The organism is Trichlorobacter sp., from assembly GCF_034008105.1.
Taxonomy (GTDB): Bacteria; Desulfobacterota; Desulfuromonadia; order Geobacterales; family Pseudopelobacteraceae; genus Trichlorobacter.
On sequence record NZ_JAVEPN010000001.1, the window covers coordinates 91,766 to 116,795 of the forward strand.

Genomic DNA, 25,030 nt, shown 5'->3' on the forward strand with positions numbered 1-25,030 from the left:
GATGGGCATCAGTGCAGCCTTTGAAATAGGGAAGTCGGGCCTGAAGCTGTTTCAGGTGGCGGCCGAGGTTACCAGCGAGAACATCGCCAACGTCAACACCCCTGGTTATTCTCGTCAACGGGTGCTGTTCGAGACCGCTCCGCCAACCACCCATAACGGTTTTCCGCTGGGCACCGGTGTCCGGGTGCAGGTGGTGGAGCGCTATTATGACAGCCTGCTGCAGAAGCAGTTGGTCAATGCCGGTACGACTTCGGGTTATGATAGCCATAAGCTCGGTGTCTTGCAGCAGGTTGAGCCGGTCTTTAATGAGATCGCACAAGATGGCCTCGGCGCAGCAATGAACGATTTCTTCAGCGCCTGGCAGGACCTGTCCATCAATCCGTCCGGTACGGCTGAACGCCAATCAGTGCTGGCCAAGGCGCAGATCATGGTTGATCAGTTCCACTATGTCAGCCGGAGTATCACTGACGCCATCACGATTCAAAACGAGTCACTGTCTCCGCTGGTGGGGGATATTAACAAAACCTTGTCCGACATTGCCCAACTGAACGGTTATATCAAAAATACCGAACTGGTCAGTGGCAATGCCAACGAGATGCGTGATCAACGGGATTATCTGATTCGTCAGCTGGCTGAAAATATGCAGGTTAGTTTTGTGGAAAATGATGACGGCACGACCGACATCAGCTACACCGATGGAAGCGGCACCTATGCCCTGGTCACCGGTACCCAGGCCGGCAGTCTTTCTCTGGCGGCAAATCCGGTTGCGCTTCCTGACGGCAGTACCCGCTACGACGTCCAGCTGACCGACGCCGGCGGTGCTGGGCCGACGACACTGGCACCGACCACCGGCAAGCTGGGGGCGACGGTGGTCATGCGGGATACCGTGCTGCAGGGGTACCTGGACGACATTGATGCCTTGGCAGCGCAGGTGGCAACGGATGCCAACGGGTTACATGCTACCGGTATTGCCCTGGACGGAACCACGACCGGACTGAATTTTTTTGATCCAGCCACGACCTCGGCGGCAAACATCAGCCTTTCGGGCGACGTGCTCGGCAAGCCTGAGAATATCGCTGCGGCCCAGGATAATTTTTCCGGTGATAACCAGAATGCCCTGGCCATCGCTCGGCTGAACAGCGTTAATGGCTACAGTCTGACCTATGATGCGATGGTTGCCCAGGTAGGGCTTGATGTGCAGACATCTCAGACGGTGGTCAAGCAGGGCGAGGCTTTCATGAAACAACTGACTACCCTGCGGGACTCGCAGTCCGGGGTGTCGCTGGATGAAGAACTGGCCAACCTGATCCAGTACCAGCGTTCCTACCAGGCCTCGGCCAAGCTGATTACCACTGCCACCGAGATGATGGACGTCGTGCTGGCCATGATACGGTAGGAGGAGCAGTCATGCGGATAACCCCCAATATAACCATGCAAAATTCACTGTATAACATCCAGCGTTCAAGAAGTCAGCTGGACAGTATTCAGGAAAAGATAGCTTCGGGCAGGAACTATAACCGTCCCAGCGATGATCCGGTATCGGCGCGTCTGCTGGTTGGTTTTGGCGACCGGCTTCGCACCACCGAACAGTACCAGAGTAATATCAACAAGGCCAATGTATGGCTGAAGATGACCGATACCGCGCTGACTGGCCTGGCAAACACCATGTACGAGATCAAGCGGTTGACGGCAACCATCACCAGCGGCACCGATGACCTGACATTCCGCCAGAACACCGTGACCCAGTTGACCAACCTGCGTCAGCAGCTGGCTGACATCGGTAATACCCAGTTGGAAGATCGTTATATATTTGCAGGAACCGCAACCGATACCAAACCGTATGACCGGAATGTCCAAGTCCCTCCTGTAGCCGCTACCTACCTTGGAAATGACACAACCAGCTCAATCGAGATAGACACCAACTCGATCGAGTCGCTGAACATACCAGGCGACCAAGTGCTTGGATCCGACACAAATGGGGTTAACATTCTCTATGAACTGGACCGCTTGATTGCGGCGATAGAAGCAAACGACGTGCCGGCCATCAGGGCGCAGGCCAATCAGATGGAGTCGGGAGCCCAGCAGCTTCAGCGTGCTCAGGTTATTAATGCCACCCGTATCAGCCGCTTGGATACCACCAGCAAGATGCTGGCAAACACCAAGAACACACTGGAAACCGTGATCGGTAATATTCAGACTGCTGATTATGCCAAACTTGCAGTGGAGATGACCCAGCAGCAGACCGCCTTTGAGGCAACACTATCTTCAACCGCCAGGATCAGTCAGGTGTCGTTGTTGGATTATTTGTAGGCGAGGAGACAGTATCCACAAAAAAACGGGGCCTGCATCAAAGGATGCAGGCCCCGTTTCTGTTGCAAGCTATTGGTTGCGGGCCAAGTTTTCGAAGCGGGTATGCTCACCCATGAAGGTCAGTTCAACGGTGCCGATCGGTCCGTTACGCTGCTTGCCGATGATGATCTCTGCATTGCGCTCGTGGTCGGCGGTGCAGGAGCCGTCTTTTTTGCGACAGTGTTCACAGTAGACCGCTTCGCGGTAGACAAACATGATCACGTCGGCATCCTGCTCGATGGCGCCCGATTCCCGCAGATCACTCATCATCGGGCGTTTGTCGCTGCGGTTTTCCAGGCTTCGGTTGAGCTGCGACAGCGCCACCACTGGCACGTTTAATTCCTTGGCCAACGCCTTTAAAGAACGTGAAATCTCGGAGATCTCCTGCTGGCGAGATTCGGGGTTGGCGCCGCCCCGCATCAACTGCAGGTAGTCGATAATGATCAGGCCCAGGTCGTGCTCGCTCTTCAGGCGGCGGGCCTTGGCACGCAGCTCCAGTACGCTGATGGCGGGGGTGTCGTCAATGAAGATGTTGGCCTTGAACAGCGTGTCTGCGGCCCGCTGCAGGCGGGGCCAGTCGGTGTCGTGGAAATGGCCGGTCCGCATCCGGCCGGCATCGACCCGCGCCAGGGATGACAACAGGCGCATCACCAACTGCTCCTTGCCCATCTCCAGCGAGAAGACGGCAGAAGGCACCTTGTTTTTTGCCTCAGCGCTGGCGTAGCTGGCGATGTTCAGGGCCAGGGTAGTCTTGCCCATCGAGGGGCGGGCCGCAATGATGATCAGGTCGCCGGGCTGAAAGCCGGCAGTCATGTGATCGAGGTCGATGTAGCCGGTGGGGATGCCGGTGATCTGCTCCTTCTTTTCGTAGAGCGTCTGTAGCATCTTGAAGGTGTCTTTGATGATCGCCTTGACCGGAAAGTACTGGGGACGCAGCTTGTTTTCGGCCAGATCGAACAGGGCCTTCTGTGCGCCGTCCAACATCTCGTTGACATCGGATTTTTCGTCGTAACCCATGGTGACGATATCGGTCGCCACGGTTATCAGACGGCGATTAAGCGCTTTTTCCTTAACAATCTTGCAGTAATAGGTGATGTTGGCCGCCGTGGGGACGTAGTCCACCAAGGTGGCCAGATAGGCTGCGCCACCGGAGGCATCCAGCTCGCCACGCCGCTTGAGGGTGTCGGTCAGGGTGATCAGGTCACAGGGTTCCCGCCGGTCTGACAGTTCCAGCATGGCGTCAAAGATCTTGCGATGGGCCTCGCGGTAGAAATCGGTCGGCTCCAGGATCTCCAGCACCCGGTTGATGGCATCGTTATCGATCAGGATGCCACCCAGAATGGACATTTCTGCCTCAAGGCTCTGGGGTGGCAATTTGTGAATGTCAGCCATGGCTAGGGCGTACCTCCGGGGGTAGTGTGCAATCTGTCTGGGGCAGACGCAGCAGGTCATCAGGGGCTGCACCGGCGGGCAACGGCATGATCAGCCGCTGGTTGGGGTGAACAACCTCGGTTGCGCTGAGGGTGTCATCACCGGGGTGCTGCAGCTGAAGCTCGCCAACAGTGAACGTCAGCTGTTTCATGGCCGGGCCGATCAACTCCAGCTGGTCGCCAGCTCTGAATCGGTTTCTAACTGCCACCAGCCCCGTGCCGTTATTCGGATCAACTGACTCGACAACGCCCACCAACTGATGGCTGCGCTGGTAGCCGGCCTGATACGACTGCCCGACATCACGCGGGTCGCCGAACAGAAAGCCGGTGGTGTAGCCGCGGTTGCTGACGGTTGCCAATTCCTCCAGCCATGCAGGGTCGGTGCTGTAGTGTAACGGGTCTCGGGCGTAGGCGTCCAGCGCGGTGCGGTAGACCCGCAGCACGCCGGCCAGGTAGTGCACACCCTTCATCCGGCCTTCGATCTTGAGGGCGCCGACACCGGCAGAGATCAGTTCAGGCAGCTGCTCCAGCAGGCAGAGGTCCTTTGAATTAAAGATAAAGGTGCCGTGATGGTCCTCTTCGATCGGCAGATAGACGCCGGGGCGGCTCTCCTCTTGCAAGGTGTAACGCCAACGGCAGGGTTGGGTGCAGGCGCCCTGGTTGGCGCTGCGACCAGTCAGGGCGCTGGACAGCAGGCAGCGGCCGGAATAGGCGATGCAGAGCGCCCCATGCACAAACACTTCGCAGGGGATGGTGAGTGCCTTGGCCGTGGTGCGGATGCCATCCAGGGTCATCTCCCGGGCCAGGTTGATCCGGCTGACCCCTTGGTCCTGCCAGAATAGTGCCGCTTCGCGGTTGATGGTGTTGGCCTGGGTGGAGAGATGGAGCTCGCGATGCGGCGAGATGCGTCGTACCATCCGTAACACACCGGGGTCAGCCACGATGTAGGCGTCAAACGGCAACGGCGCCATCCGCTGCAGATAGCGTTCAAGCTGGTCCAGCTGGTGATCGTCGGGATAACTGTTGACCGTCAGGTAGGCCTTGACCCCGTGACGGTGGCACAGATCAAGGGCAGCCGGGAATTCGTCGCTGCTGAAGTTGCCGGCCATGGCCCGCAGGCCGAACTGCTCACCACCCAGGTAGACCGCATCTGCACCGTAGTGAATGGCTATCTTCAGTTTTTCCATGGTGCCTGCTGGCGCCAGCAGTTCGGGTAGCATCAAAGGGTGGTGACCTGCGCTTTCAGAAAGTGAAAAGGAAAAAATGCTACCACACCGAGCTTGCGGCATGCAAACGCAATCAGGAAAACCCTGACTTTCACTTGACAAACCGGGGATTATCGCTTTAATTGCGTGAGAACATGTGGGAAACGGGGTAATTATGCGCTGGATGCAAGGGGTGATCGGCCTGGGAGGCCTGCTGGTGCTGCTGAATGGCTGCGCAGCTAACGATCTGCTGGTCAAGCGTCAGACCGAAACCGAGACGCGGGTTGAGCACCTGTTTCAGGTGGCCGGTGGCGTTGAGGCGCGCCTGAATGAACTGACTGCTCGGCTGGCAACGCTCGAGGAACAGGATGAACAGCGCGCAAAACTGTTCCGGGAGTTGGCAGAAGGTGTCCGCGAACTGAAAGAGGTCAATCAGGCCCTGCAGTCCAAGGTGCAAACAGGAGCTGTAACGGGCACGCCCAAGGTGGAAGTGGTAAATCCTGAGACACCGCTACGGGGCAAGGATGCTGGTCCGCCTGCCGCCTACCTCAAGGCCTTTGGTCTCTACAGCGCCAATAACTTTGCCGCAGCAATCACGGCTTTTGAACAGTTCCTGAAGGAATCTCCGGCCGGAGAATATACCCCCAACGCACACTATTGGATTGGCGAGTGCCATTACAGTATTTCAGATCTACCCAGGGCGCTGGCCTCCTTCCAGAAGGTGGTGGATGGCTGGCCGCAGCACCCCAAGGCGGCTGACGCCCTGCTGAAGATCGGCTACAGTCAGGCTGCGCTCAAGCAGCCGGCAAAGGCGCGTGCTGCCTTTGAGCGACTGATTCGCCAGTATCCCGGCAGCCCTGCAACCGTTAAGGCTCGCGAACGGTTGATGATCCTAGACAACCCGGCCCTGTAGCCGGGAACCATCGAGGTGCCCATGAATACACGTCTTTGTACCGGTCTGTGTCTGTTGCTGTTTGCCGTCATGCTGCCCTGCCTGGTGGTGGCGGCAGAGGAGCCGCCGACGGTCTATGTGATCAAAAAAGGGGATACCCTGTGGGGGCTGTCACAGCGCTTCCTGAATGATCCCAAACACTGGCCCAATCTGTGGTCCAAAAATCAGGAACATACCAACCCGCACCTGATCTATCCTGGTCAGACCGTGCGTTTTGTCGATGGCCGGCTGCAGATAGTTCCGGCTGTTGAAGCTGGCGGACAAAAGGCAGCTGCGGCACCTGTAGAGGTGCTGCCTGCGGAGGTTGTCGAAGAGAAGACCTTTACGGTCCGCGGCAATGAAGGCCGACTGGCGGAGGGCGAACCGAAGCCTGTGGGCCGGATTATCGCCGGTCAGCACAGTCGCCTTATTCTTGGCGAAGATGACATTGCCTTCACCGACATCGGTGCCAACGTGGGTGCTGTTGACGGCCAGAAGTTTTCCATCATGCGCAAATCGGCAACCATCAGTCATCCCCGCAGCAGCGAGATATTGGGTACCAAGCTGTATCCCCTGGGAACCCTGCAGTTGACCCAGATATCTCCTGAGGGCTCCCGGGCGATCATTACCAGCTCCTTCAAAGAGGTGGAACCTGGCGATTGGTTGTTCCCTTATCAGGAGATCAAGCGTCGCGAGATATCCCTCAAGCTTGCTGAACGTCCCCTGAAGGGGATGATCGTCGAGTCCTACTCGGGTCATGATGCTGTAGCCAGCGGTGATGTGGTCTACCTTGACCTGGGCGAACAGCAAGGGGTTGAGGTGGGCAACATGTTTTATGTGGTTCGCGAGGTGGCCATCGAGAAGATGCTGGTGGACAAGGTCATCACGCAGCTGCCCTACGAGGTGATCGGCGCCTTGGTGGTAGTGGAGACCGGCAAGCGTACCTCGACCGCCCTGGTGGTCAAGAGTATCGATGCCATCTTCAAGAATGATCTGGTGATGACAGCTCCGCGCTAGAGCAGAGACGTTTGGCGGCATCAGGCCGGCCTCTGGCCGGCCTTTGTTTTTGGAGTCTTGTGGACGATCAACGGGATTGGATAGCGCTGTCGGCGGTGGAAGGGGTCGGTCCGGTACTGTTCCGGCGCCTGCTGGAGCAGTTTGAGACGCCAGGTCGGGTGCTTGCTGCTTCGCGGGCTGCATTGGTCGCGGTACGTGGTATGACCGAGCCGGTGATTGAGGCGTTGCAGAGCGGTGGTGGTCAACGTTTTGCCGAGGCTGAACTGCGCAGGCTCGACAAACTACCGGGTGTGCGTTTGCTCACTTTTCTGGACGCCGACTACCCACGGCGCCTGTTCGAGATCGGTGGGCCGCCACCCCTGCTGTACCTGCGTGGTCAGCTGCCGGTGTGGGACCCGGCCCTGGCGGTGGTGGGGTCGCGCCGGGCCACCCGCAACGGTCTGAAGGCGGCGGAAGAACTTTCGGCTGCTGCGGCCAATGCCGGACTGCTGGTGGTCTCCGGGCTGGCCCGGGGGATCGATACCGCTGCCCACCGGGGAGCTCTGATGGGTGGTGGTGCCACGGTGGCAGTGCTGGGCTGTGGTGTTGATTGTCCCTATCCTCCTGAGAACCGTGAACTGTCCGAGCGGATTGCCGCCAGCGGCTGTCTGCTGTCGGAATTTCCGCTGGGCACCCAGCCGTTGGCCGATCACTTTCCTCGCCGCAACCGGATCATCAGTGGACTCAGCCGCGGTGTGCTGGTAGTGGAGGCGGCCGATAAGAGCGGTTCGCTGATCACTGCCCGCTATGCTCTAGACCAGGGTCGTGACGTGATGGCGGTGCCCGGTCCGATCAGCATTGCCTCCTGCCGGGGCAGCAACGGCCTGATCAAGCAGGGGGCGGTCCTGGTGGATTCACTGGGTGATATTCTGGCTGCGCTGGGTCTGGAGACCACCCTGGCAGCTGCTGGACAGGGCCATGGCCCCACGGCACCGCTGTGCCCGTTGACGCCCCGTGAGGCGCAGGTCTACGAACTGTTGGCCCAGGGGCCACGCCAACTGGACGATATCACCACGGCTCTTGAATTGACGGCTGCAGAGGTTTCGGCTATGGTGCTGGGCCTTGAACTCAAAGGGCTGCTGGTGCAACTGCCCGGTTCTCATTACTCTATTTCGTAAGGATTCCCCTATGGCGCAGCATCTTGTGATTGTCGAATCGCCGGCCAAGGCCAAGACCATTGAAAAGTTCCTCGGTCCCGAGTACCGGGTGCTGGCCTCCTTTGGCCATGTCCGCGCCCTGCCCAGCAAGCAGGGCTCGGTCGACGTGGCCAACGACTTTGAGCCCAAATACCACGTGTTGCCGGAGAGCAAGAAGCAGATCGACGCCATCAAGAAGGCCCTCAAAGATGCTGATCGTCTGCTGCTGGCAACCGACCCCGACCGTGAGGGGGAGGCCATCTCCTGGCACCTGCTGGCTGCCCTGGGGCTGGATAAGAAACCGAAGATCGAGATTCAGCGGGTGGTGTTCCATGAGATCACCAAGGATGCGATTATTCATGCGGTCAAGCACCCCCGGGCGATTGCCGTAGATCTGGTGGATGCCCAGCAGGCCCGGGCGATCCTCGATTATCTGGTCGGTTTTAACCTCTCGCCCTTTCTCTGGAAAAAGATCCGCTACGGCCTCTCGGCCGGACGGGTACAGTCGGTGGCGTTGCGGCTGGTCTGTGAGCGAGAGAAGGAGATCAAGGCATTTGTGGACCAGGAATACTGGACCATTGGCGCCAAGCTGGAAAAGGCAGGCGGCCAGCCGGTCAAGGCCGGACTGGTGGCGGTGGATGGCAAGAAGCTGGGCAAGTTTGATATCCCCGATGCCGCCGCTGCTGAATCACTCAAACAGCTGATCGCCCAGGGACAGGCCCAGGTGGCGCAGGTTACCCGTAAGGAGATGAAGCGCAACCCGGCGCCGCCCTTCACCACCTCCACCCTGCAGCAAGAGGCCTCTCGCAAACTTGGCTTCTCGGCCAAGAAGACCATGTCCACCGCCCAGCGGCTCTACGAAGGGATCGATCTGGGGGCCGACGGGACCGTTGGTCTGATCACCTACATGCGTACTGACAGCGTCAACCTCTCCAGTCAGGCACTGAAAGAGGCCCACGAGGTGATCACGGCGGCCTATGGTCCTGAATACGCCTTGGCCAAGCCCCGCCACTACAAGAACAAATCCAAAAACGCCCAGGAGGCCCACGAGGCGATCCGGCCCACCTATCTGGACAAGACACCGGCAGCCCTCAAGAAGTTCCTGCCGCCCGATCAGTTCAAGCTCTACGAGCTGATCTGGAAGCGGACCATCGCCTGTCAGATGGCCGAGGCGCTCTTGGATCAGACCTCGGTGGATATCGCCGTCACCAGCCAGCAGCGTGAACTAACCCTGCGGGCCAGCGGCTCGGTGATCCGTTTTGCCGGCTTCATGAAGCTGTATATCGAAGGGGTGGACGACGAGGACGAGGAAAAGGAAGGCACCCTGCCGCCGCTTAACGAGGGTGAACCGCTCAAGCTGCTGGACATCACGCCGGAGCAGCATTTTACCCAGCCGCCGCCCCGTTACACCGAAGCGACTCTGGTCAAGACCCTTGAAGAATACGGTATCGGCCGACCTTCAACCTATGCCAGCACCCTTAACACCCTGGTGGAGCGCAAATACTGCCGCCTCGACAAGAAACGTTTCTTTCCCGAGGATGTGGGTATGGTGGTCAACGATCTGCTGACCGCCCACTTTCCCCGCTACGTGGATTATAACTTCACCGCCGGCCTGGAAGAGGAACTGGATCAGGTCTCCCGTGGCGAAAAACAGTGGAAGCCGCTGCTGCGAGAGTTCTGGGAGCCGTTTATCTCCCTGCTCAAGCAGAAGGAGTCGGAGGTCAAGAAGGACGACCTGACCACCGAGACCATTGACGAGGCCTGCCCGGAGTGCGGCAAGCCGTTGGCCATCAAGCTGGGCAAGCGGGGTAAGTTCATCGCCTGCACCGGCTTCAAGGAAGGCTGTAAATACACGCGCAATCTTGAGGCTGATACAGCAGAGGCTGCTGAGCCGGAAGTTTCTGAAGAAAAGTGTGAAAAGTGCGGTCTGCCGATGCTGATCAAGGATGGTCGTTATGGCAAATACCTGGCCTGCTCCGGCTACCCGGCCTGCAAGAATATCCAGCCGCTCAACAAGCCGAAAGGGACCGGCGTCACCTGCCCAGAGTGCAAACAGGGTGAGCTGACCGAGAAGAAGTCCCGCTACGGCAAACTGTTCTACTCCTGCAACCGTTACCCGGACTGCAAGTTCGCCCTCTGGGATCAGCCGGTGCAACAGCCCTGCCCGAAATGCGGCTTTCCGCTCGTGGTCAAGAAGGTCTACAAGAAGAAGGGTGAATTCCTGAAGTGTCCGAAAGAGGGTTGCGATTGGACCTCGGCATGATGTTGGTTACTTTTATGTATTAAGCGTGTAAACGTGTTTGGGAAATTGTAACTGGGCAAAGGTGATGGAGCATGGCAAAAGAATTTCACGAGCTGCGTGATCCTATTCATGTATTTATTCGTATGGATTCAGATGAGCGAAATGTTCTTAATTCTAGGCCATTTCAGCGTCTTAGGCATGTTCATCAATTAGCTCTGACGAGTCTTGTTTATCCAGGTGCAACTCATAAGAGGTTTGAGCATTGCCTCGGCGTAATGGAACTGGCAGGCCGAGTTTATGATGTCATAACAAGTGCAGGTAATCTGCATAAAGACGTCAGGGAAATTATTCCTGAAAATGATGACAAAAAGCGATACTGGCGAAAAGCGTTGAGAATGGCAGCTTTATGTCATGATCTCGGACACCTGCCGTTCTCTCATGCAGCAGAGAAAGAATTGTTGCCACCAGATTGGAATCATGAACGCTTGACGGTGGAAATTATCCGTAGCGCAGAGATGAGAAAAATTTGGGATGCTATGACACCGCCTTTGAAGGCTGAGGACATTGTTAAGCTAGCAGTAGGTGAAAAAGAACTCTCTAAATTTGAACAGATCAGCTATACGCCGTGGGAATCAATTCTTGCCGAAATAATTACGGGTGATTCATTTGGCGTGGACAGGATCGATTACCTGCTTCGTGATTCCTATCATGCCGGGGTTGCATACGGAAAGTTTGATCATTATCGTCTCATCGATACGCTGCGAATTTTACCTAAAAAGAGTGAATCTGCTCAGTTGCTTGATGTGGAACAACGTAGCGACTTTACGGACTGTGAGACTGTAACGTTGCTGGGTATTGATGAAGGTGGGATTCATTCTGCTGAAGCATTGCTGTTGGCACGCTATTTTATGTATACCCAACTTTACTTTCATCATGTCCGGCGAATTTATGATATACACCTGAAAGAATTTCTGAAAGCATGGCTGCCGGAAGGCGGATTTCCCGTCACAGTTGAAAATCACCTTGAAATTACCGATAACGAAGTAACATCGGCATTTCTTGCAGCATCCAGAAATATATCTGCTGCTGGACACATACCAGCAAAACGGCTGGTACAGCGTGACCATTTGCGCTTGCTGTACCAACGTAACCCGGATGATATAAGACGCAATCCAGATGCGGCCAGAGTTATTTACGAAGCGGCGTGCAAAGAATTTGGGCCTGACTCAGTTCAGATTGATGTGTATAGGCAGAAATCGTCAGAATCTCCACACTTTCCAGTTCTTAAAGGGGATGGCCGCATTGTCTGGTCTGATGAGGAGTCAGAGATACTCAGCAGCAAGCTGCCAATTTTGGTGATTGAGAGCGTTTACGTTGCGCAAGAAAAGCTGGCTAATGCTCAGAAATGGTTGGCAAAGAAGAGAGAGTCTTTGCTGGAAGTAAGCTTGGAGGAAGAGATATGAAAAGACTGCAGCGGGCTGCCATGTTGGTCACATTGGCCGAAAAACTACGAGACCACGGAAGTTGGTGTGGCGAAACACATATCCAGAAAGGAGCATACCTGCTCCAAGAATTGTTGGGGATCCCCCTTGAGCTTGACTATTGCCTTTACAAGCATGGTCCTTTCTCTTTTGATCTCAGTGATGAGCTAACGTCACTGCGTGCGGATAAGATTTTTGATCAAGAGAAGCAGCCGTATCCTTATGGTCCTAAACTCAAGCCAGGTGAAATGGCACAGAAGGTAAGAGATCTTTCGCCCAAGACCCTTGCCAAGTATGAGCAACATATTAATTTTATTGCTGATAATCTGGGTGATAACGACGTTAAAGCTCTTGAGCGCTTGGCAACGGCGCTTTATGTGACCAAAGAGGGCGTAAGCGGTGGTGATGTAAATGCTCGTGCAACTCGGCTTCATGAGTTTAAGCCGCATGTTCCGATGGACGAAGCGCGACAGGCGGTAGAGCGGATTGACAGGTTATGGCAAGAGTCTGCAATGTTACGTGCCGCCTAGTCTTGACAGATTATAACTGGGGCGAAGATGGTAGTACACATCTTCGCCCTTATTTTATATGCAGTCCATAAAATACCGAGAGTTTTGATGCCCTCCTTCGATCATCTGACAAAAGAGCAATTGATAGCTCTGCTTCAGCGCCGGGAGCGCGAGGCGTCCTACGGCCTTGTGTGGGAGCGGGACGAGATTGAGCCGGACAGGCATATCAACGACGATTTCGTGGCGCTGGATTTGGATCGTGCGCACTCCTGCGGTGACGGACCGTGGCGTGACTTGATCATTGAAGGTGATAACTTCGACGCCCTGCGCTATCTCCGGATGACCCACGCCGGCAAGGTCAAATGTATCTACATTGACCCCCCTTACAATACCGGCAACCGGGATTTCGTCTACAATGACCGTTTTTTCGACAAGACCCACCGCTTCCGTCACTCGGTCTGGCTGGAGTTCATGTACCGACGCCTGCTGCTGGCCCGTGATCTTCTCCACCCGGACGGAGCCATATTCGTCTCCATCGACGACAACGAGCTGTTTCCCTTGGGGATGCTGATGAACCGGGTGTTCGGGGAGAAGAACTTTGTGGCTAACTGCATCTGGCAGAAACGATATTCACGGGAGAATCGGGAGACCATCGGCGATGCCCACGAATACCTGCTGGTGTATGCCGCCAATGCGGAGCGATTCAAGGATGTCCGGAACAAATTACCTCTCGATGCAAAGCAGCTAAAAGTTTACAAGAACCCCAATAAAGATCCAAAAGGTCTATGGAGATCGGTTTCGTTTTCAGCCCAAGGCTATCGGCCAAATCAAATGTACGAAATTGTCTCTCCTACCACGGGTCGTAAGCATGTTCCTCCAGAGGGTTCTTGCTGGAAGGTTATAGAATCAGAATATCAACGGCTCCTGTTAGAAGGGCGGATGTATTTCGGTAAGGATGGTAATGCAATTCCTTCACGGATTCAGTATTTGAAAGATATTGAAGGCGTTGTTCCCTGGACATGGTGGCCCCACGAAGAGGTAGGCCATACCGACGAGGCCCGCAAGGAGATTCAGGATATCCTTGAAACCCAGACCGCCTTTACCACACCAAAGCCGGTACGATTGATCGAGCGCATTTTGCGCATCGCCACCAAGCCGGGCGACCTGATACTGGATTTCTTTGCTGGTTCCGGCACCACGGCTCATGCGGTGCAAAAGCTGAACGCCGAAGAGCCGGACAAGGCGCCGCGGCGCTTCATCTTGGTTTCTAACAGCGAGGCCACCGAAGACGAACCTGACAAAAACCTTTGCCGTGATGTCTGCGCCGAGCGGCTGCGGCGGGTGATGACCGGCTACCGCAACAAAAAGCGAGACAATGTGCCCGGCCTAGGCGGTTCGTTCGCCTATCTGACCACTCGGCTTCACCCGCGTCACCGCCTGGATACGCGCCTTGATCACGGCCAGGTTTGGCGTGCCCTGCAGATGTTACACGACCACCCGCTGGCAGGCGATGCAGGGAACGGGCTGAACTGGAGTTGTGACGGTAGCCATGGGCTGGCTTACCTGGGCAATCTACGGGGTGAAACCATGACGCGTCTGAAGGAGAGACTTGCCGGGCATGAGGGTGAGACGATTGTCTACTCGTGGGCTGTTGAACGGCTGACAACACTGTTGCCGGGTGTCACCATCCGTCCAATTCCGCAGACCCTGGCTGAAAGATTCGGGAAACGCAAACAACCCCTTCGGAGCGCGGGAGCATAAGCATGCCGGTTCTTGAATTGTTGCCATTTCAGCAGGAAACCCACGATGCCCTTGCGGAACGTTTTCGCGAGGTGCGAAACCAGTACGACCGGCTTGGTGCGAATCTCGAAGAGGTGGATGTTGTCCGCAAACGTTCCGGCGCTGTGTTGCTTCAGGCCCCTACCGGTTCCGGTAAAACCCTGTTGGCATGCCGTCTGCTGGCTACCCTTTCCGATGAAGAACGGGTTGCCTGGTTCTGGTTTGCCCCGTTTAGCGGGGTTGTCGACCAGACTAGGGGGACGATCCAAGCCCAGTCGCCTACGCTGCCGATGCTGAATCTGGAGATCGACCGCCGTCTGGACGGTCTGCGGCCCGGTGGGGTGTTCGTAACCACCTGGCAGAGCGTGGCAACCAGCAACAAGGAAGGGCGCAAGGCCCGCATATCGGGTGATGCCGGGTTGGCTGTGGATGATCTGATCGTTGCAGCACGTGAGGACGGCTACCGGATCGGCTGTGTGGTGGACGAAGCGCACCATGGATTTAAGAAAGCGGCCGAGGCTAAGCGTTTTTTTACCGAGGTACTGCGGCCCGACTATACCCTGATGATGACCGCTACCCCCAAGGACAGCGATGCAAAGGCCTTTGCACGCGAGACCAGTTACCAGGTAGGGGATGAAGACGAGTGGGCCTCCATCTGTCGCCATGATGGGGTGAAGTGGGGACTCCTGAAGCATGGCGTGAAGATGGCCCGTTTCATTGCCCGCAACGATGACGACGCCAAGCTGGTGGATTTTGAGCGGACCGCGCTGCGGGAGTGCTGTGCCATGCACCGGCGGATTAAGGATAGTCTGTGTGACCAGGGTGTTTCCTTGACACCGCTGATGTTGGTGCAGGTCCCGAACGGCGGGCAGCATATTGAGATGGCCCGTCAATATCTGGTTGAAACGCTCGGGTTCTCTGAAGATGCAGTGCGAGTGCATACCGCCACGGAACCGGACAAGGATCTGCTTTCCCTGGCGAACGATCCTACTGTCGAGGTGCTTATTTTCAAGATGGCGGTGGCGCTCGGCTTCGACGCCCCCCGCGCCTGGACTCTTGCGGCATTGCGCGGGGCTCGTGACGCCTCGTTCGGGGTGCAGGTGGTGGGCCGTCTGATGCGCAGGCACCGTTTGTTGCATGCTAAACGTGATCTGCCGCGTGAACTTGAATACGGCTATGTATTTTTGGCGAACAGCGAGGCTCAGGAAGGGCTGATGAACGCCGGTGACCTGATCAATCGGATGCCGAGTCAACTGAACGAGCTTGGCAGTCAGACGGTGGTGACAGTCATTGCCGGCAGGCCGGAGGTTCAGCTTGCCAGATACGGGGAACCGCTTCGGCTGTTTCCTGCAAACCCCGAAGAAAACTCTGGACAGCATCCATCGCCCGAAGAGTTCCGCTTGTCTCCGCCTCCAGTGGGGAAGCAGGAATCGTTGCTGGATCGTATCGACTGGGCTCCGCTTGCCCGAAGGTATGCAGGCGATAATAGTGAGGGGTGCAGTGGACAGGAATCGTTATTGTCTGCAACATTGGCCGCTGACGCGCGTCATGAATATTTGTATCGGTTGCGTGACGGTATGCCGCGGCAACTCATAACGGAAGTCATGCCCCCCGCACCTGACGATTTTGAAGAACAGGTCGCCGCACAGATCGACTTTAGCGTTGTACTGGCCGACCGTGACCGTGTTAGGGCAAAAGTAGTACAGCGGACGCAGGATCTTTTCGAGCATGCGGAAATCGTCGATGAGGAAAAGTGGGCCTCGCTTTCGGTTGAGGCCATTGCTGAAAAGGCTTCGCAGTTGGTGTTTCAGTTCGATGTTGATCACTACAGCTTTCCGCGCCTGCTGGAGCAGCGTTTCAGAAACTCCCTGATCAATCAGGGCATGGAGCCGCCGCAGGATGACGAACTCCTCCTTCAGCAGCTTGATTTGGTGCTGGTGCGGAACCCTAAGCTGATTGCCGATGCAGTTAAACGCTGCCGTGCTGCGCAGCTTGCTACTGAAGAGGTAGAACAACCCCAGGAGATATACTCGGAGATACGGCTTGATCCGGCCAAAAGGAATATCTACGGGGTGTTCCCGCTGGACCTGAATGTTGATGAACGCCGTTTTGCAGAACTGTTGGACATCGATGAAAATGTCCTCTGGTGGCACAGAAATCCATCGCAGCAGCCGACGTCGGTCGGGTTGTACGGATGGTCACTCGGCAAAGGGTTCTTCCCGGACTTTGTGATTGGAATTAAGGACCGGAAAGTCGGCAACGGTATTGCGCTTGTGGAGATAAAAGGGCCTCAGATCCAGCATTATGACCGGGCTAAGGCTTCGGCTCGCCACAAGGAATACGGCCAGGCGTTCATGGTGGGCTACGATAAGGTAAAGAAGGACTTCATCATGCTTCGAGAAGAGGATAACCGGTTGTTCGAGAATGGCCGTTTCGAGACGATCCGGCTTAAGTGGGACAGCCTGTGACTACTATTGTAACCATCATTGGTGCCGGTCTGGCTGGCTGCGAGGCAGCCTGGCAAGCGGCTGAACGTGGTATTCGGGTGCGGCTGTACGAGATGAAGCCGCAGCGTTATTCACCGGCCCATCAACTGCCGGGCCTGGCGGAGCTGGTCTGCTCAAACTCCCTGCGCGGTGCCGATCTGAGCAATGCGGTCGGCCTGCTCAAAGAAGAGTTGCGTCGCTGCGGCTCCTTGATCATGCAGGGGGCTGACGCCACCCGGGTCCCGGCCGGCGGTGCCCTGGCCGTCGACCGCGAGCAGTTCTCAGTCTGGATCACCGAACGTATTGCCGCTCATCCCAACATCGAACTGATCAGGGAAGAGGTGGTTGATCTGCCAACCGAAGGGCTGGTGGTGATCGCCTCTGGCCCCCTGACCAGTGACACTCTTGCTGACCAGCTCTCGCGCCTGACCGGCGACCGGCTCTATTTTTACGATGCCATTGCGCCGATCGTCTCGGCCGAATCCCTTGACCTGTCCAAAATCTACGCAGCCTCTCGTTATGGCAAGGGTGATGGTGACGACTATCTGAACTGCCCCCTGGATCAGCACCAGTACGCCACCTTTTTAGGGGTCCTGCGTGGGGCCGAAAAGGTTGAACCCCGTAGTTTTGAAAAGCTGGTCCATTTCGATGGGTGCATGCCGATCGAGGAATTGGCGGCGCTGGGTGACGACACCCTGCGTTTCGGACCGATGAAGCCGGTGGGGCTTCCAGAGCCGGTCAGCGGCGAAGAGCCGTGGGCCGTGGTACAGCTACGGGCTGAGAATCGCGAGAAGACCCTCTACAACCTGGTGGGCTTCCAGACCAAGATGACCTGGCCGGAACAGCGGCGGGTGTTGCGGATGATACCGGGTCTGGAACAGGCCGAATTCGTCCGTCTGGGAGCCATGCACCGCAACACCTTTATCAATGCACCGTCATTACTGTCTGAAGCGCAGCAGCTGAAGAGTGATCCACGTTTCCTGTTCGCCGGCCAGATCACCGGGGTGGAGGGCTACGTGGAATCGGCCGGCTCCGGGTTTTTGGCCGGGCTGACGGTGGTGGCCCTGGCCCAGGGGCGTGAACCGCTGTTGCCGCCGCGGGGAACCGCTCTGGGGGCGCTGGTCCACCACATCACCAACGCCGACCCCAAGCAGTTCCAGCCGATGAACGTCAACTACGGCCTGTTCCCGCCGCTGGAAGGACGGATCAAGAAAAAGGATCGCAAGCCGCTGATGGCAGAGCGCGCCCTGGTTGCGCTGGATGGTTGGAAAAAAGGCCTTATTAACGCAGAGGTTTAAAGAAAGACGCAGAGACGCAGAGAGAAGCTTTTAACAGCCTGAAAAGAGAGATGCATCCACTTATAAGTCTTGCTTTTCCCCTTTTGTTGTCTTTGGGTGTCTCTGCGCCTTTGCGTCTCGCCTTCAACCTTTGCGTTAAAAGGTTTGTGTTTGCTGACGTTCTTTGTTTACTATGTCACTTGTCCTTAGCGTCTGACATAATCTTGATCATAAATGGGGCTTTATATGGCTGAACAGACCACCGATCCCCTGCAGCGGGTCGAAGAACAACTCAAAAAATGCGTCAAGTGCGGCGCCTGTCGGGCCAACTGCCCGGCCTTCACCGCCTTTCAGCGGGAGCCGGCCGTGGCCCGGGGCAAGATTGCCCTGGCCCAGCACCTGCTTAAGGACGATATCGACCTGGACGACCAGACCTACCTGGCCATGTCCAAATGTCTGCTGTGTGGCAGCTGCGTTGAAAAGTGCCCCAACGAGGTGCCCACCGACGAGATCGTGATCGCTGCCCGCGAGGCGTTGGCCCAACGACGCGGCCTGACCACCTTCCACAAGGCGGTCGGCCAGGTGATCCAGAGCCGGACCCGCATGAAGCTGGGGGCCAAGGCCGCTGCCCTGCTGGGACCGCTGTTCTTTAAAAAGGTGCCGGAGACGTCGGGACTGCGGTTACGCTTCCCGCTGCCGTTTGTTGGCAGCAAGCGCTACATCCCGGCCATTGCCAAAACCCCTCTGCTGGACCGTTACCCCGAGGTGATTGAGGGGCAGTCTGGCAAACCCCGCATTGTCTTTTTTGTGGGCTGTATGACCAATTTCGTCTATCCGCGGGTTGGCGTGGCCGCTATCAAACTGTTCCAGCACCTGGGCTGCACCGTGATCATACCGAAAGATCAGCAGTGCTGTGGCCTGCCCGGCATGTCCGGCGGCGATCTGGATACGGTGCGTCAGCTGGCCGAGCAGAATCTGGCGGCCCTGGAGCGTTACGAGGCCGACTACGTGATGAGCGCCTGTGCCACCTGCGGCGGCGCCCTGCACAGGCTGTATCCCCTGGTGATCGGCAAGCGTAATCCCGGGTTGAAGGAACGCCTTGAGCGGCTGGCCAGGAAGACGGTGGACGCAGCCCAGCTGCTGCACCAGCTGGGGCTGCAACCGGCCGAGACCGGCGCCGGTGCCAGCGGCAGCGTCACCTACCACGACCCCTGCCATCTGCGTACCCGTAAGCTGACCAGCCAACCCCGTGAGCTGATCCGGGCCACCCCAGGCCTGGAACTGGTGGAGATGGAAGGGGCCGACCGCTGCTGCGGTCTGGGCGGCACCTTCAACGTCTATCACTATGGCTCGTCCATGACCATCAACGATGTCAAGAGCGAGGCGATCATCGCCACTGGTGCCGATGCCGTGGCCACCGGTTGTCCCGGCTGCATGATGCAGCTGGATGATGGTCTGAAGCAACACGGTTCTACTGTTGAGGTGGTGCACACCGTTGAACTGCTGGCGCGGCAGCTGTTGGGAGAATAATGAACGGCCCCGTTCACTTTTAATAAAAATGCGCTAGTATTGCTAAAACTCATTTGTTACGGTTAAAACAATTTTATTGACAATAGAAGCTCGGTTCGTATACAAACTCCGGACCAAAACGGGATTCTATTTTCGGCGGACTGTGAGATGAGTAGCGAGTACAACATCGGCGTCAAAATCAAAAAGCTCCGTCTCGCCAAGAAACTGACCCTTCAGGCAGTTGCCCGGGAGACCGGGTTTTCGCCTGCCCTGATTTCCCAGATTGAAAACAACAACGTTTCCCCCCCCATTGCCACCCTGTCCAAGATCGCCCGCTTCTTTGACGTCAAGATCGGCCACTTCTTTGCTGAAGATGAGGAAGAGTGCCGCTACGAGATCGTCAGGGCCGACGAGCGCAAGATGATGCCGCGCGTCATCTCCCGGGCCGGCACTAGCCAGGGCTATTCCTATGAGTCGCTGGCCTATCGCAAACAAAATAAGAAGATGGAGCCGTTTCTGCTGACGGTGTCCCAGAAGCCGCCCGAAGAGAACACCTACAGTCACGACGGTGAGGAGTTCCTGTTCGTGATGAAGGGCAATGCGGAGCTATTGCTGGACGACCAACGGATCGAACTGGGTGAGGGTGACTGCGTCTATTTCGATTCAGCCCTGCGGCATCGACTGCTTTCCCGTGACGGCGACGAGGTGTTGGTGCTGGCAGTGGTAACCCGCTGACCGGCTGTCCCTTTCGCTGTTCTGTCTGTTACACGATCATTACTCATCATAGATTCAGGACCTTACACCACACTGGAAGGATGGCGTCAGATGTCTAAAAAAGCGATACAACCATCACTGAAGAACCCCTTTGCCCCGGAGAAGGTCATTGACTTCACCATCCCCGGCGAGATTCCCGGCAAGAAGGGCGGCTACGAAGAGGCCATGAAGGAAGGCCACGATCTGATCGAACGGCCGATCAAATCGGTCAAGATCGAGCAGATCGAGAAGCAGCACTTCAAGAAGCGGATGACCGTCTGGGAGCGGATCAAGGTGCTGACCGAGAAGGAGCCCAACATCCTGTTCCAGAACTGGGGCAAGAACCTGGACGGCGCCTCACTGGTGACCGGCATCCTGAACATCGGCGGCCGCGATGTGGCCCTGTATGGTCACGATTTCACGGTGCGGGCCGGTTCCATCGACGCCACCAACGGCCGAAAGTTGGCACTGCTTTTCCAGATGGCCGGTGAAAAAGGTATCCCGGTGATCGGCATGAATGACTCGGCAGGCGCCTTTGTGCCGGCCGGCGTAGGCGGCCTGGACGGCTATGCCGAGGCCTTCACCGCCCTGCGCAAGATCAGCGGCGTGGTCCCCTCCATCATGTGCATGTTCGGCTTCAACGCCGGCGGCGGTTCCTATCTGCCCCGTCAGGGCAGTTTCCTGATTCAGCCCAACGACACCTTCTTCGGTCTGACCGGTCCGGGGGTGGTCAAGTCAGTGCTGGGTGAGGACGTTACCCCCGAAGAGCTGGGCGGACCCAAGGTGCACGGCGCCTCCGGCGTGGCCGACCTGACGGTGGAGGACGAGGTGGGGGCCCTGCGGGCAGCCATTCAGCTTTTGGGCTATGTGCCGGATAACAACAGCGTGATGGCCCCCTTCCAGAAGACCAGCGACCCGCTGGACCGCAAGACCTGGGAGATCAACACCCTGCTGAAAAAGGCCTTCAACTCGCCCACCGGCTTTAATACGCCGTTCGACGTCTCGATCATGATCCAGCAGATCTGCGACCATGGCGATTACTTTGAGATCCAGCCCGACCGGGCCCGCGAGGCGGTCACCGCCTTTGGCCGTCTGGGCGGCCATGTGGTCGGCTTTGTGGCCAACAACTCGGCGGTCTCCTCCGGCCAGATCTCGGTGGATTCAGCCTATAAGATCGCCCGCTTCAACCGCTTCTGCAATATCTACAACATCCCGATGATCTTCATGGAAGACACCACCGGCTTCCTGCCGGGCCGCGAGCAGGAGTCCCGCGGCATCGTGCAGGCCGGTCGCGCCATGCTGGATTCGATCGTCGATATCCGCACCCCGCGGATCCTGCTGATCATCCGCAACGCCTACGGCGGGGCCTATGCCTCCTACAACAACTACCCCACCGGCGCCGACCTGGTACTGGCACTGCCCACCACCCGTCTGGCGGTGATGGGGCCGGCCGGTAAAGAGTTTGTCTACAAGGACGAACTGCGCAAGGTGCGTGCCGCTGCAGCCGAGCGGATCAAGTCCGGTACCCAGGAGAGGGTGGCCGCCGGCATGGCCGCCGGCGAGGCCAAGGTGGATGCGGAAAAGGATGCAGCCGACTGGCTCAAGATCGAAGAGGCCGCTCTTAACCTGCGCTATGAAAAAGAGCTGATGAACCCCAAGGAAGGCCTGGCACTGGGTTCCATCTCATCGCTGGTGATGCCCACCGACCTGCGCAAGGTGCTGGGCGAGAATATGCACTTCCTGCTGCGGCACTACAAGCCGGGTCCGATGCAGGCTGTCCAGCGTGAATTCCATTAATTTTATATACTTATTATACATTGGAGATATAAGCCCATGCCACACGCCTCAGATTACTACCTGCACAATCCCCTGATCCACCGGGACCGCCGTCTGGGAAAGTCCAGCTCCGAGTGGGTTCGTTCCTTCTCCTGTGAAGACTTGAAGCCGCTGATCGTCTGCCGCGGCCCGATCCGCAAAGAGGCCATGGACGTCTATCATGAGATGGGGATCAGCCACTACGGCATCCTGCTGTCTGAAAAAGACTCCATCGTCTATCCCAACGCCCTGGCCCCCGAACTGCGCCAGCTGACCGACTCCCGCCGTGTACACCGGGTGCCGGACTACAGCGGCGCCAGCAAGGAAGAGCGGGTCGAGCGGATCAATCAGATCATCCAGATCGCCAAGGACAACGGCTACGACTCGATCTTCGCCGGCTACGGCTTCATGGCCGAGGACGAGGAGTTCGTGGCCGCCATCGAAAAGGCGGGCGTAAGCTTCATCGGTCCCTGCGCCGCCACCCAGGCCCGGGCTGGCAAGAAGGACGAGGCCAAGCGGACCGCCCTGCAGGTTGGGGTGTCGGTGACCCCCGGCATCGACAACGTCACCGCCCGTACCCTGATCAAGAAGCATCCCAGCCGCGAGAAGCTGCTGGCCCTGGTCAAGTCCGAGGGGCTTGTCTGCGACGAGAAGGTGCTGAAAGACACTAAGCTGCCGTTGGAGGCCCTGGCCGACCATATCCTGATGGCCTCCTATGCCAAGGGGATCGACCTTTACTCTATCGAGGAGCTGTGTGCCCAGGTGGAGACCGAGGTGGCCGAACTGTTCCGCAAGCACCCCCAGAGCCGATTCCGCATCAAGGCGATTGGCGGTGGCGGCGGCAAGGGGCAGCGGATCCTGGGCGCCTCTCTGTTGGCCGTCAAGAAGGCCGACGAGAAGCAGATCGCCAAGGCCGCCGCCGAGGCGCCGGCCTTGGTGCGAGAGGTGCTGCAGGAGGTCAAGGCCAACGGCGTGGGCGACAACAAGAACGTCCTGATCGAACTCAATATTGAGCAGACCCGCCACAACGAGATTCAGCTGCTGGGCAACGGCGAGTGGTGCGTCTCCCTGGGCGGCCGCGATTGCTCCCTGCAGATGCACGAGCAGAAGCTGCTGGAGGTTTCGGTTACCCAGGAAGGCCTGCAGGCCGCCATTGCCAAGGCCAAGGCCGCCGGTAAAAAGGCCGAAGTCAAGGCGCTGGAGAGCGATCTGAAGGTGCTGCAGCGTATGGAAGAGGAGTCGGCCCGCTTCGGTCAGGCCGTCGGTCTGGATTCCGCCTCTACCTTCGAGTGCATCGTGGACCGCGACCGCCACTACTTCATGGAGGTCAACACCCGCATCCAGGTGGAGCACCGGGTGACCGAGCTCTGCTATTCGCTCAAGTTCACCAACCCCAAGGACAAAAACGATTTCTTCATCGTTGAGTCGCTGGTGGAGGCCATGGCCCTGCTGGCCCGCCACAAAAAGCGCCTGCCCAAGCCGGAGCGGGTCGTGCGTTTCAACGCCTCGGTGGAGGCCCGTTTGAACGCCACCGATGCCTCCCTCTCGCCCCACGCCGGCGGTATGATCCGCTACTGGTCCAAGCCGATCAAGGGTGAGGTGCGGGACGACCAGGGGATCAGCATGCTGAACCCCGACACCAACCAGTTTATGAAGTACAAGGTGGCCGGCGCCTACGACTCCAACATCGCCCTGCTGCTGACCAAGGGCGAGGACCGTCTGGCCAGCTACGAACTACTGTCCGAGGTGTTGCGCAGCACCACCCTGCGGGGCAGCTCCCTGGCCACCAATCTGGAGTTCCACTACGGCCTGGTCAACTGGTTTCTGGGCCGCAACGTGATGGCCAAGCCCACCACCCGTTTTGTGGTCCCCTACCTGACCTTGGTGGGTACCCTCAAAGAGGAGGCCAACAAGCTGGATGTGGTCTACGCCTTCTTCCAGATGAAGAAACACTACGCCAAACTGGTCAGCGAGCAGTTCGGCGATCAGCCGGAGCTGCTCGCCAAGCAGCTCAAGGTCATGTCCGGCCTGCTGGATCGCAAGGGGACTCTGGTCACCCGGCCCATGCAGCGTCTGCTGGATGATCCTCATCTGCTGGCCGGCTGGCTCTCGATCAACACCAAGAACTTCAAGATCGAAAAAGGTCGGGTCGTCTGGCTGCGCAACCCGCTGGGCGTGCTGAAAGAGACCTACGACTACCTGCATATGGACCATCGTCCCCACAAGCCGGCGGCCGAGATCATCTGGGATCACGACAACGAGCTGCTGCTTCAGGGATTGCACTTCTACAAGACCCTGCGTGAGCAGTTCGGTCTGGAGCGGGAGGAGTACTTCAAGCTCAACGACATCCTGCAAAAGGAGAAGCCCCAGGGCGGCTATGACGCCGAGACCTGGGAGCAGATCCGTTCCTCCCATTACGGCTACGAGGCCGGTATGGAGCTGCTGGGGATGCTGTTCCTGATTGGTGGCAACACCAAGTTCTGGGATATGAAGGTCGAAGAGGACCTGGAAGTGACCATTCCCGACTACCTGACCGACCCGGAGCTGCAGGCCCGTATGAAGAAGGTGCTGGTGCCGCCTCCGGCCACCAAGGCCGACGAGATCGTGGCGGTCTGCGGTGGCATGTACTACGGCCAGGAGGCCCCTGGCATGCCGGCCTTTGTCACCGAGGGGATGCACTTCGAGAAGGACCAGCCGCTGTACATCATCGAGGTCATGAAGATGTTCAACACCATCCGGGCCCCCTTCTCCGGCACCATCGACAAGATCATCATGGAAGGCGGCGACGGCACCATCGTCCAGAAGGGCCAGCCGTTGTTCAAGATCACCCCGGACGAGAAGTTTGTCGAGGTGGATCCCAAGGCGCTGGAAAAGGCCAAGCGGGACTGCACCGCTGAGTACCTGAAGGCCGTGCTGTAGGGAGAAGCCCACATGCGTTTAACGCAAAGATGAAGAGCAAAGCCGCAAAGGCGCAAAGAAAAGCAGAAATAATGGTTTTGCTTCGTTGATTTTATTGAATTTCTTTGCGTCTTAGCGCCTTGCCTTTCACCCTTTGCGTTAAGGCTCTTAATT

Annotated in this window: 17 protein-coding genes; 15 read left to right on the plus strand and 2 right to left on the minus strand. The window is 57.5% G+C overall.

What is annotated here, in order from left to right:
• Position 1 precedes the first annotated feature (1 nt).
• A complete protein-coding gene (flgK, locus tag RBQ93_RS00430) occupies positions 2-1,396 on the plus strand; it encodes a flagellar hook-associated protein FlgK (RefSeq protein WP_320370025.1) in 1,395 nt (464 codons plus the stop codon).
• An 11-nt stretch (positions 1,397-1,407) separates the two neighbouring features.
• A complete protein-coding gene (gene flgL, locus RBQ93_RS00435) occupies positions 1,408-2,310 on the plus strand; it encodes a flagellar hook-associated protein FlgL (RefSeq protein ID WP_320370026.1) in 903 nt (300 codons plus the stop codon).
• Between the two features lie 69 nt (positions 2,311-2,379).
• Here the strand turns inward: flgL and dnaB are convergent, their stop codons facing one another.
• Both dnaB and RBQ93_RS00445 read right to left on the minus strand, forming a co-directional pair.
• A complete protein-coding gene (gene dnaB, locus RBQ93_RS00440; RefSeq protein WP_320370027.1) occupies positions 2,380-3,741 on the minus strand; it encodes a replicative DNA helicase in 1,362 nt (453 codons plus the stop codon).
• Positions 3,734-4,999 carry a peptidase U32 family protein gene (locus RBQ93_RS00445; protein ID WP_413818342.1) on the minus strand — a complete coding sequence of 422 codons (1,266 nt, stop codon included), beginning with the start codon at positions 4,997-4,999 and terminating at the stop codon, positions 3,734-3,736. The genes dnaB and RBQ93_RS00445 overlap by 8 nt, the downstream gene beginning before the upstream one ends.
• Before the next feature lie 160 nt (positions 5,000-5,159).
• Between RBQ93_RS00445 and ybgF the strand changes: the two genes are divergently transcribed.
• From ybgF to RBQ93_RS00510, 13 genes are all read left to right on the plus strand, one after another.
• Positions 5,160-5,897, plus strand: a complete 738-nt coding sequence (gene ybgF / locus RBQ93_RS00450; RefSeq protein WP_320370029.1) for a tol-pal system protein YbgF — start codon at positions 5,160-5,162, stop codon at positions 5,895-5,897.
• Positions 5,898-5,918: 21 nt separating this feature from the next.
• Positions 5,919-6,932, plus strand: a complete 1,014-nt coding sequence (locus RBQ93_RS00455; RefSeq protein WP_320370030.1) for a LysM peptidoglycan-binding domain-containing protein — start codon at positions 5,919-5,921, stop codon at positions 6,930-6,932.
• A gap of 59 nt (positions 6,933-6,991) precedes the next feature.
• A complete protein-coding gene (gene dprA / locus RBQ93_RS00460) occupies positions 6,992-8,089 on the plus strand; it encodes a DNA-processing protein DprA (protein ID WP_320370031.1) in 1,098 nt (365 codons plus the stop codon).
• A 10-nt stretch (positions 8,090-8,099) separates the two neighbouring features.
• The gene (topA, locus tag RBQ93_RS00465; RefSeq protein ID WP_320370032.1) at positions 8,100-10,370 is read left to right on the plus strand and encodes a type I DNA topoisomerase; all 2,271 of its coding nucleotides are present in this window, start codon (positions 8,100-8,102) and stop codon (positions 10,368-10,370) included.
• A gap of 71 nt (positions 10,371-10,441) precedes the next feature.
• Positions 10,442-11,812, plus strand: coding sequence for an HD domain-containing protein (locus RBQ93_RS00470; RefSeq protein ID WP_320370033.1), 1,371 nt, complete (start codon positions 10,442-10,444; stop codon positions 11,810-11,812).
• Positions 11,809-12,360 (plus strand): hypothetical protein, encoded by a 552-nt coding sequence (locus tag RBQ93_RS00475; protein ID WP_320370034.1) that lies wholly within the window; start codon positions 11,809-11,811, stop codon positions 12,358-12,360. The genes RBQ93_RS00470 and RBQ93_RS00475 overlap by 4 nt, the downstream gene beginning before the upstream one ends.
• Before the next feature lie 87 nt (positions 12,361-12,447).
• Complete coding sequence (locus RBQ93_RS00480) at positions 12,448-14,100, plus strand: site-specific DNA-methyltransferase (protein ID WP_320370035.1); 1,653 nt, start codon at positions 12,448-12,450, stop codon at positions 14,098-14,100.
• A 2-nt stretch (positions 14,101-14,102) separates the two neighbouring features.
• The gene (locus RBQ93_RS00485; protein WP_320370036.1) at positions 14,103-16,586 is read left to right on the plus strand and encodes a DEAD/DEAH box helicase; all 2,484 of its coding nucleotides are present in this window, start codon (positions 14,103-14,105) and stop codon (positions 16,584-16,586) included.
• Positions 16,583-17,902 carry a methylenetetrahydrofolate--tRNA-(uracil(54)-C(5))-methyltransferase (FADH(2)-oxidizing) TrmFO gene (gene trmFO, locus RBQ93_RS00490; protein WP_320370037.1) on the plus strand — a complete coding sequence of 440 codons (1,320 nt, stop codon included), beginning with the start codon at positions 16,583-16,585 and terminating at the stop codon, positions 17,900-17,902. The genes RBQ93_RS00485 and trmFO overlap by 4 nt, the downstream gene beginning before the upstream one ends.
• 225 nt (positions 17,903-18,127) lie before the next feature.
• Entirely contained in the window at positions 18,128-19,411 is a 1,284-nt protein-coding gene (locus RBQ93_RS00495; RefSeq protein ID WP_320370038.1) for a (Fe-S)-binding protein, read from the plus strand.
• A 147-nt stretch (positions 19,412-19,558) separates the two neighbouring features.
• On the plus strand, positions 19,559-20,125 hold the full coding sequence (locus tag RBQ93_RS00500) for an XRE family transcriptional regulator (protein ID WP_320370039.1): 567 nt from the start codon (positions 19,559-19,561) through the stop codon (positions 20,123-20,125).
• A 90-nt stretch (positions 20,126-20,215) separates the two neighbouring features.
• A complete protein-coding gene (locus RBQ93_RS00505; RefSeq protein WP_320370040.1) occupies positions 20,216-21,940 on the plus strand; it encodes a carboxyl transferase domain-containing protein in 1,725 nt (574 codons plus the stop codon).
• A gap of 36 nt (positions 21,941-21,976) precedes the next feature.
• Positions 21,977-24,877 carry a biotin/lipoyl-containing protein gene (locus tag RBQ93_RS00510; protein ID WP_320370041.1) on the plus strand — a complete coding sequence of 967 codons (2,901 nt, stop codon included), beginning with the start codon at positions 21,977-21,979 and terminating at the stop codon, positions 24,875-24,877.
• The last annotated feature ends 153 nt before the right edge of the window (positions 24,878-25,030 follow it).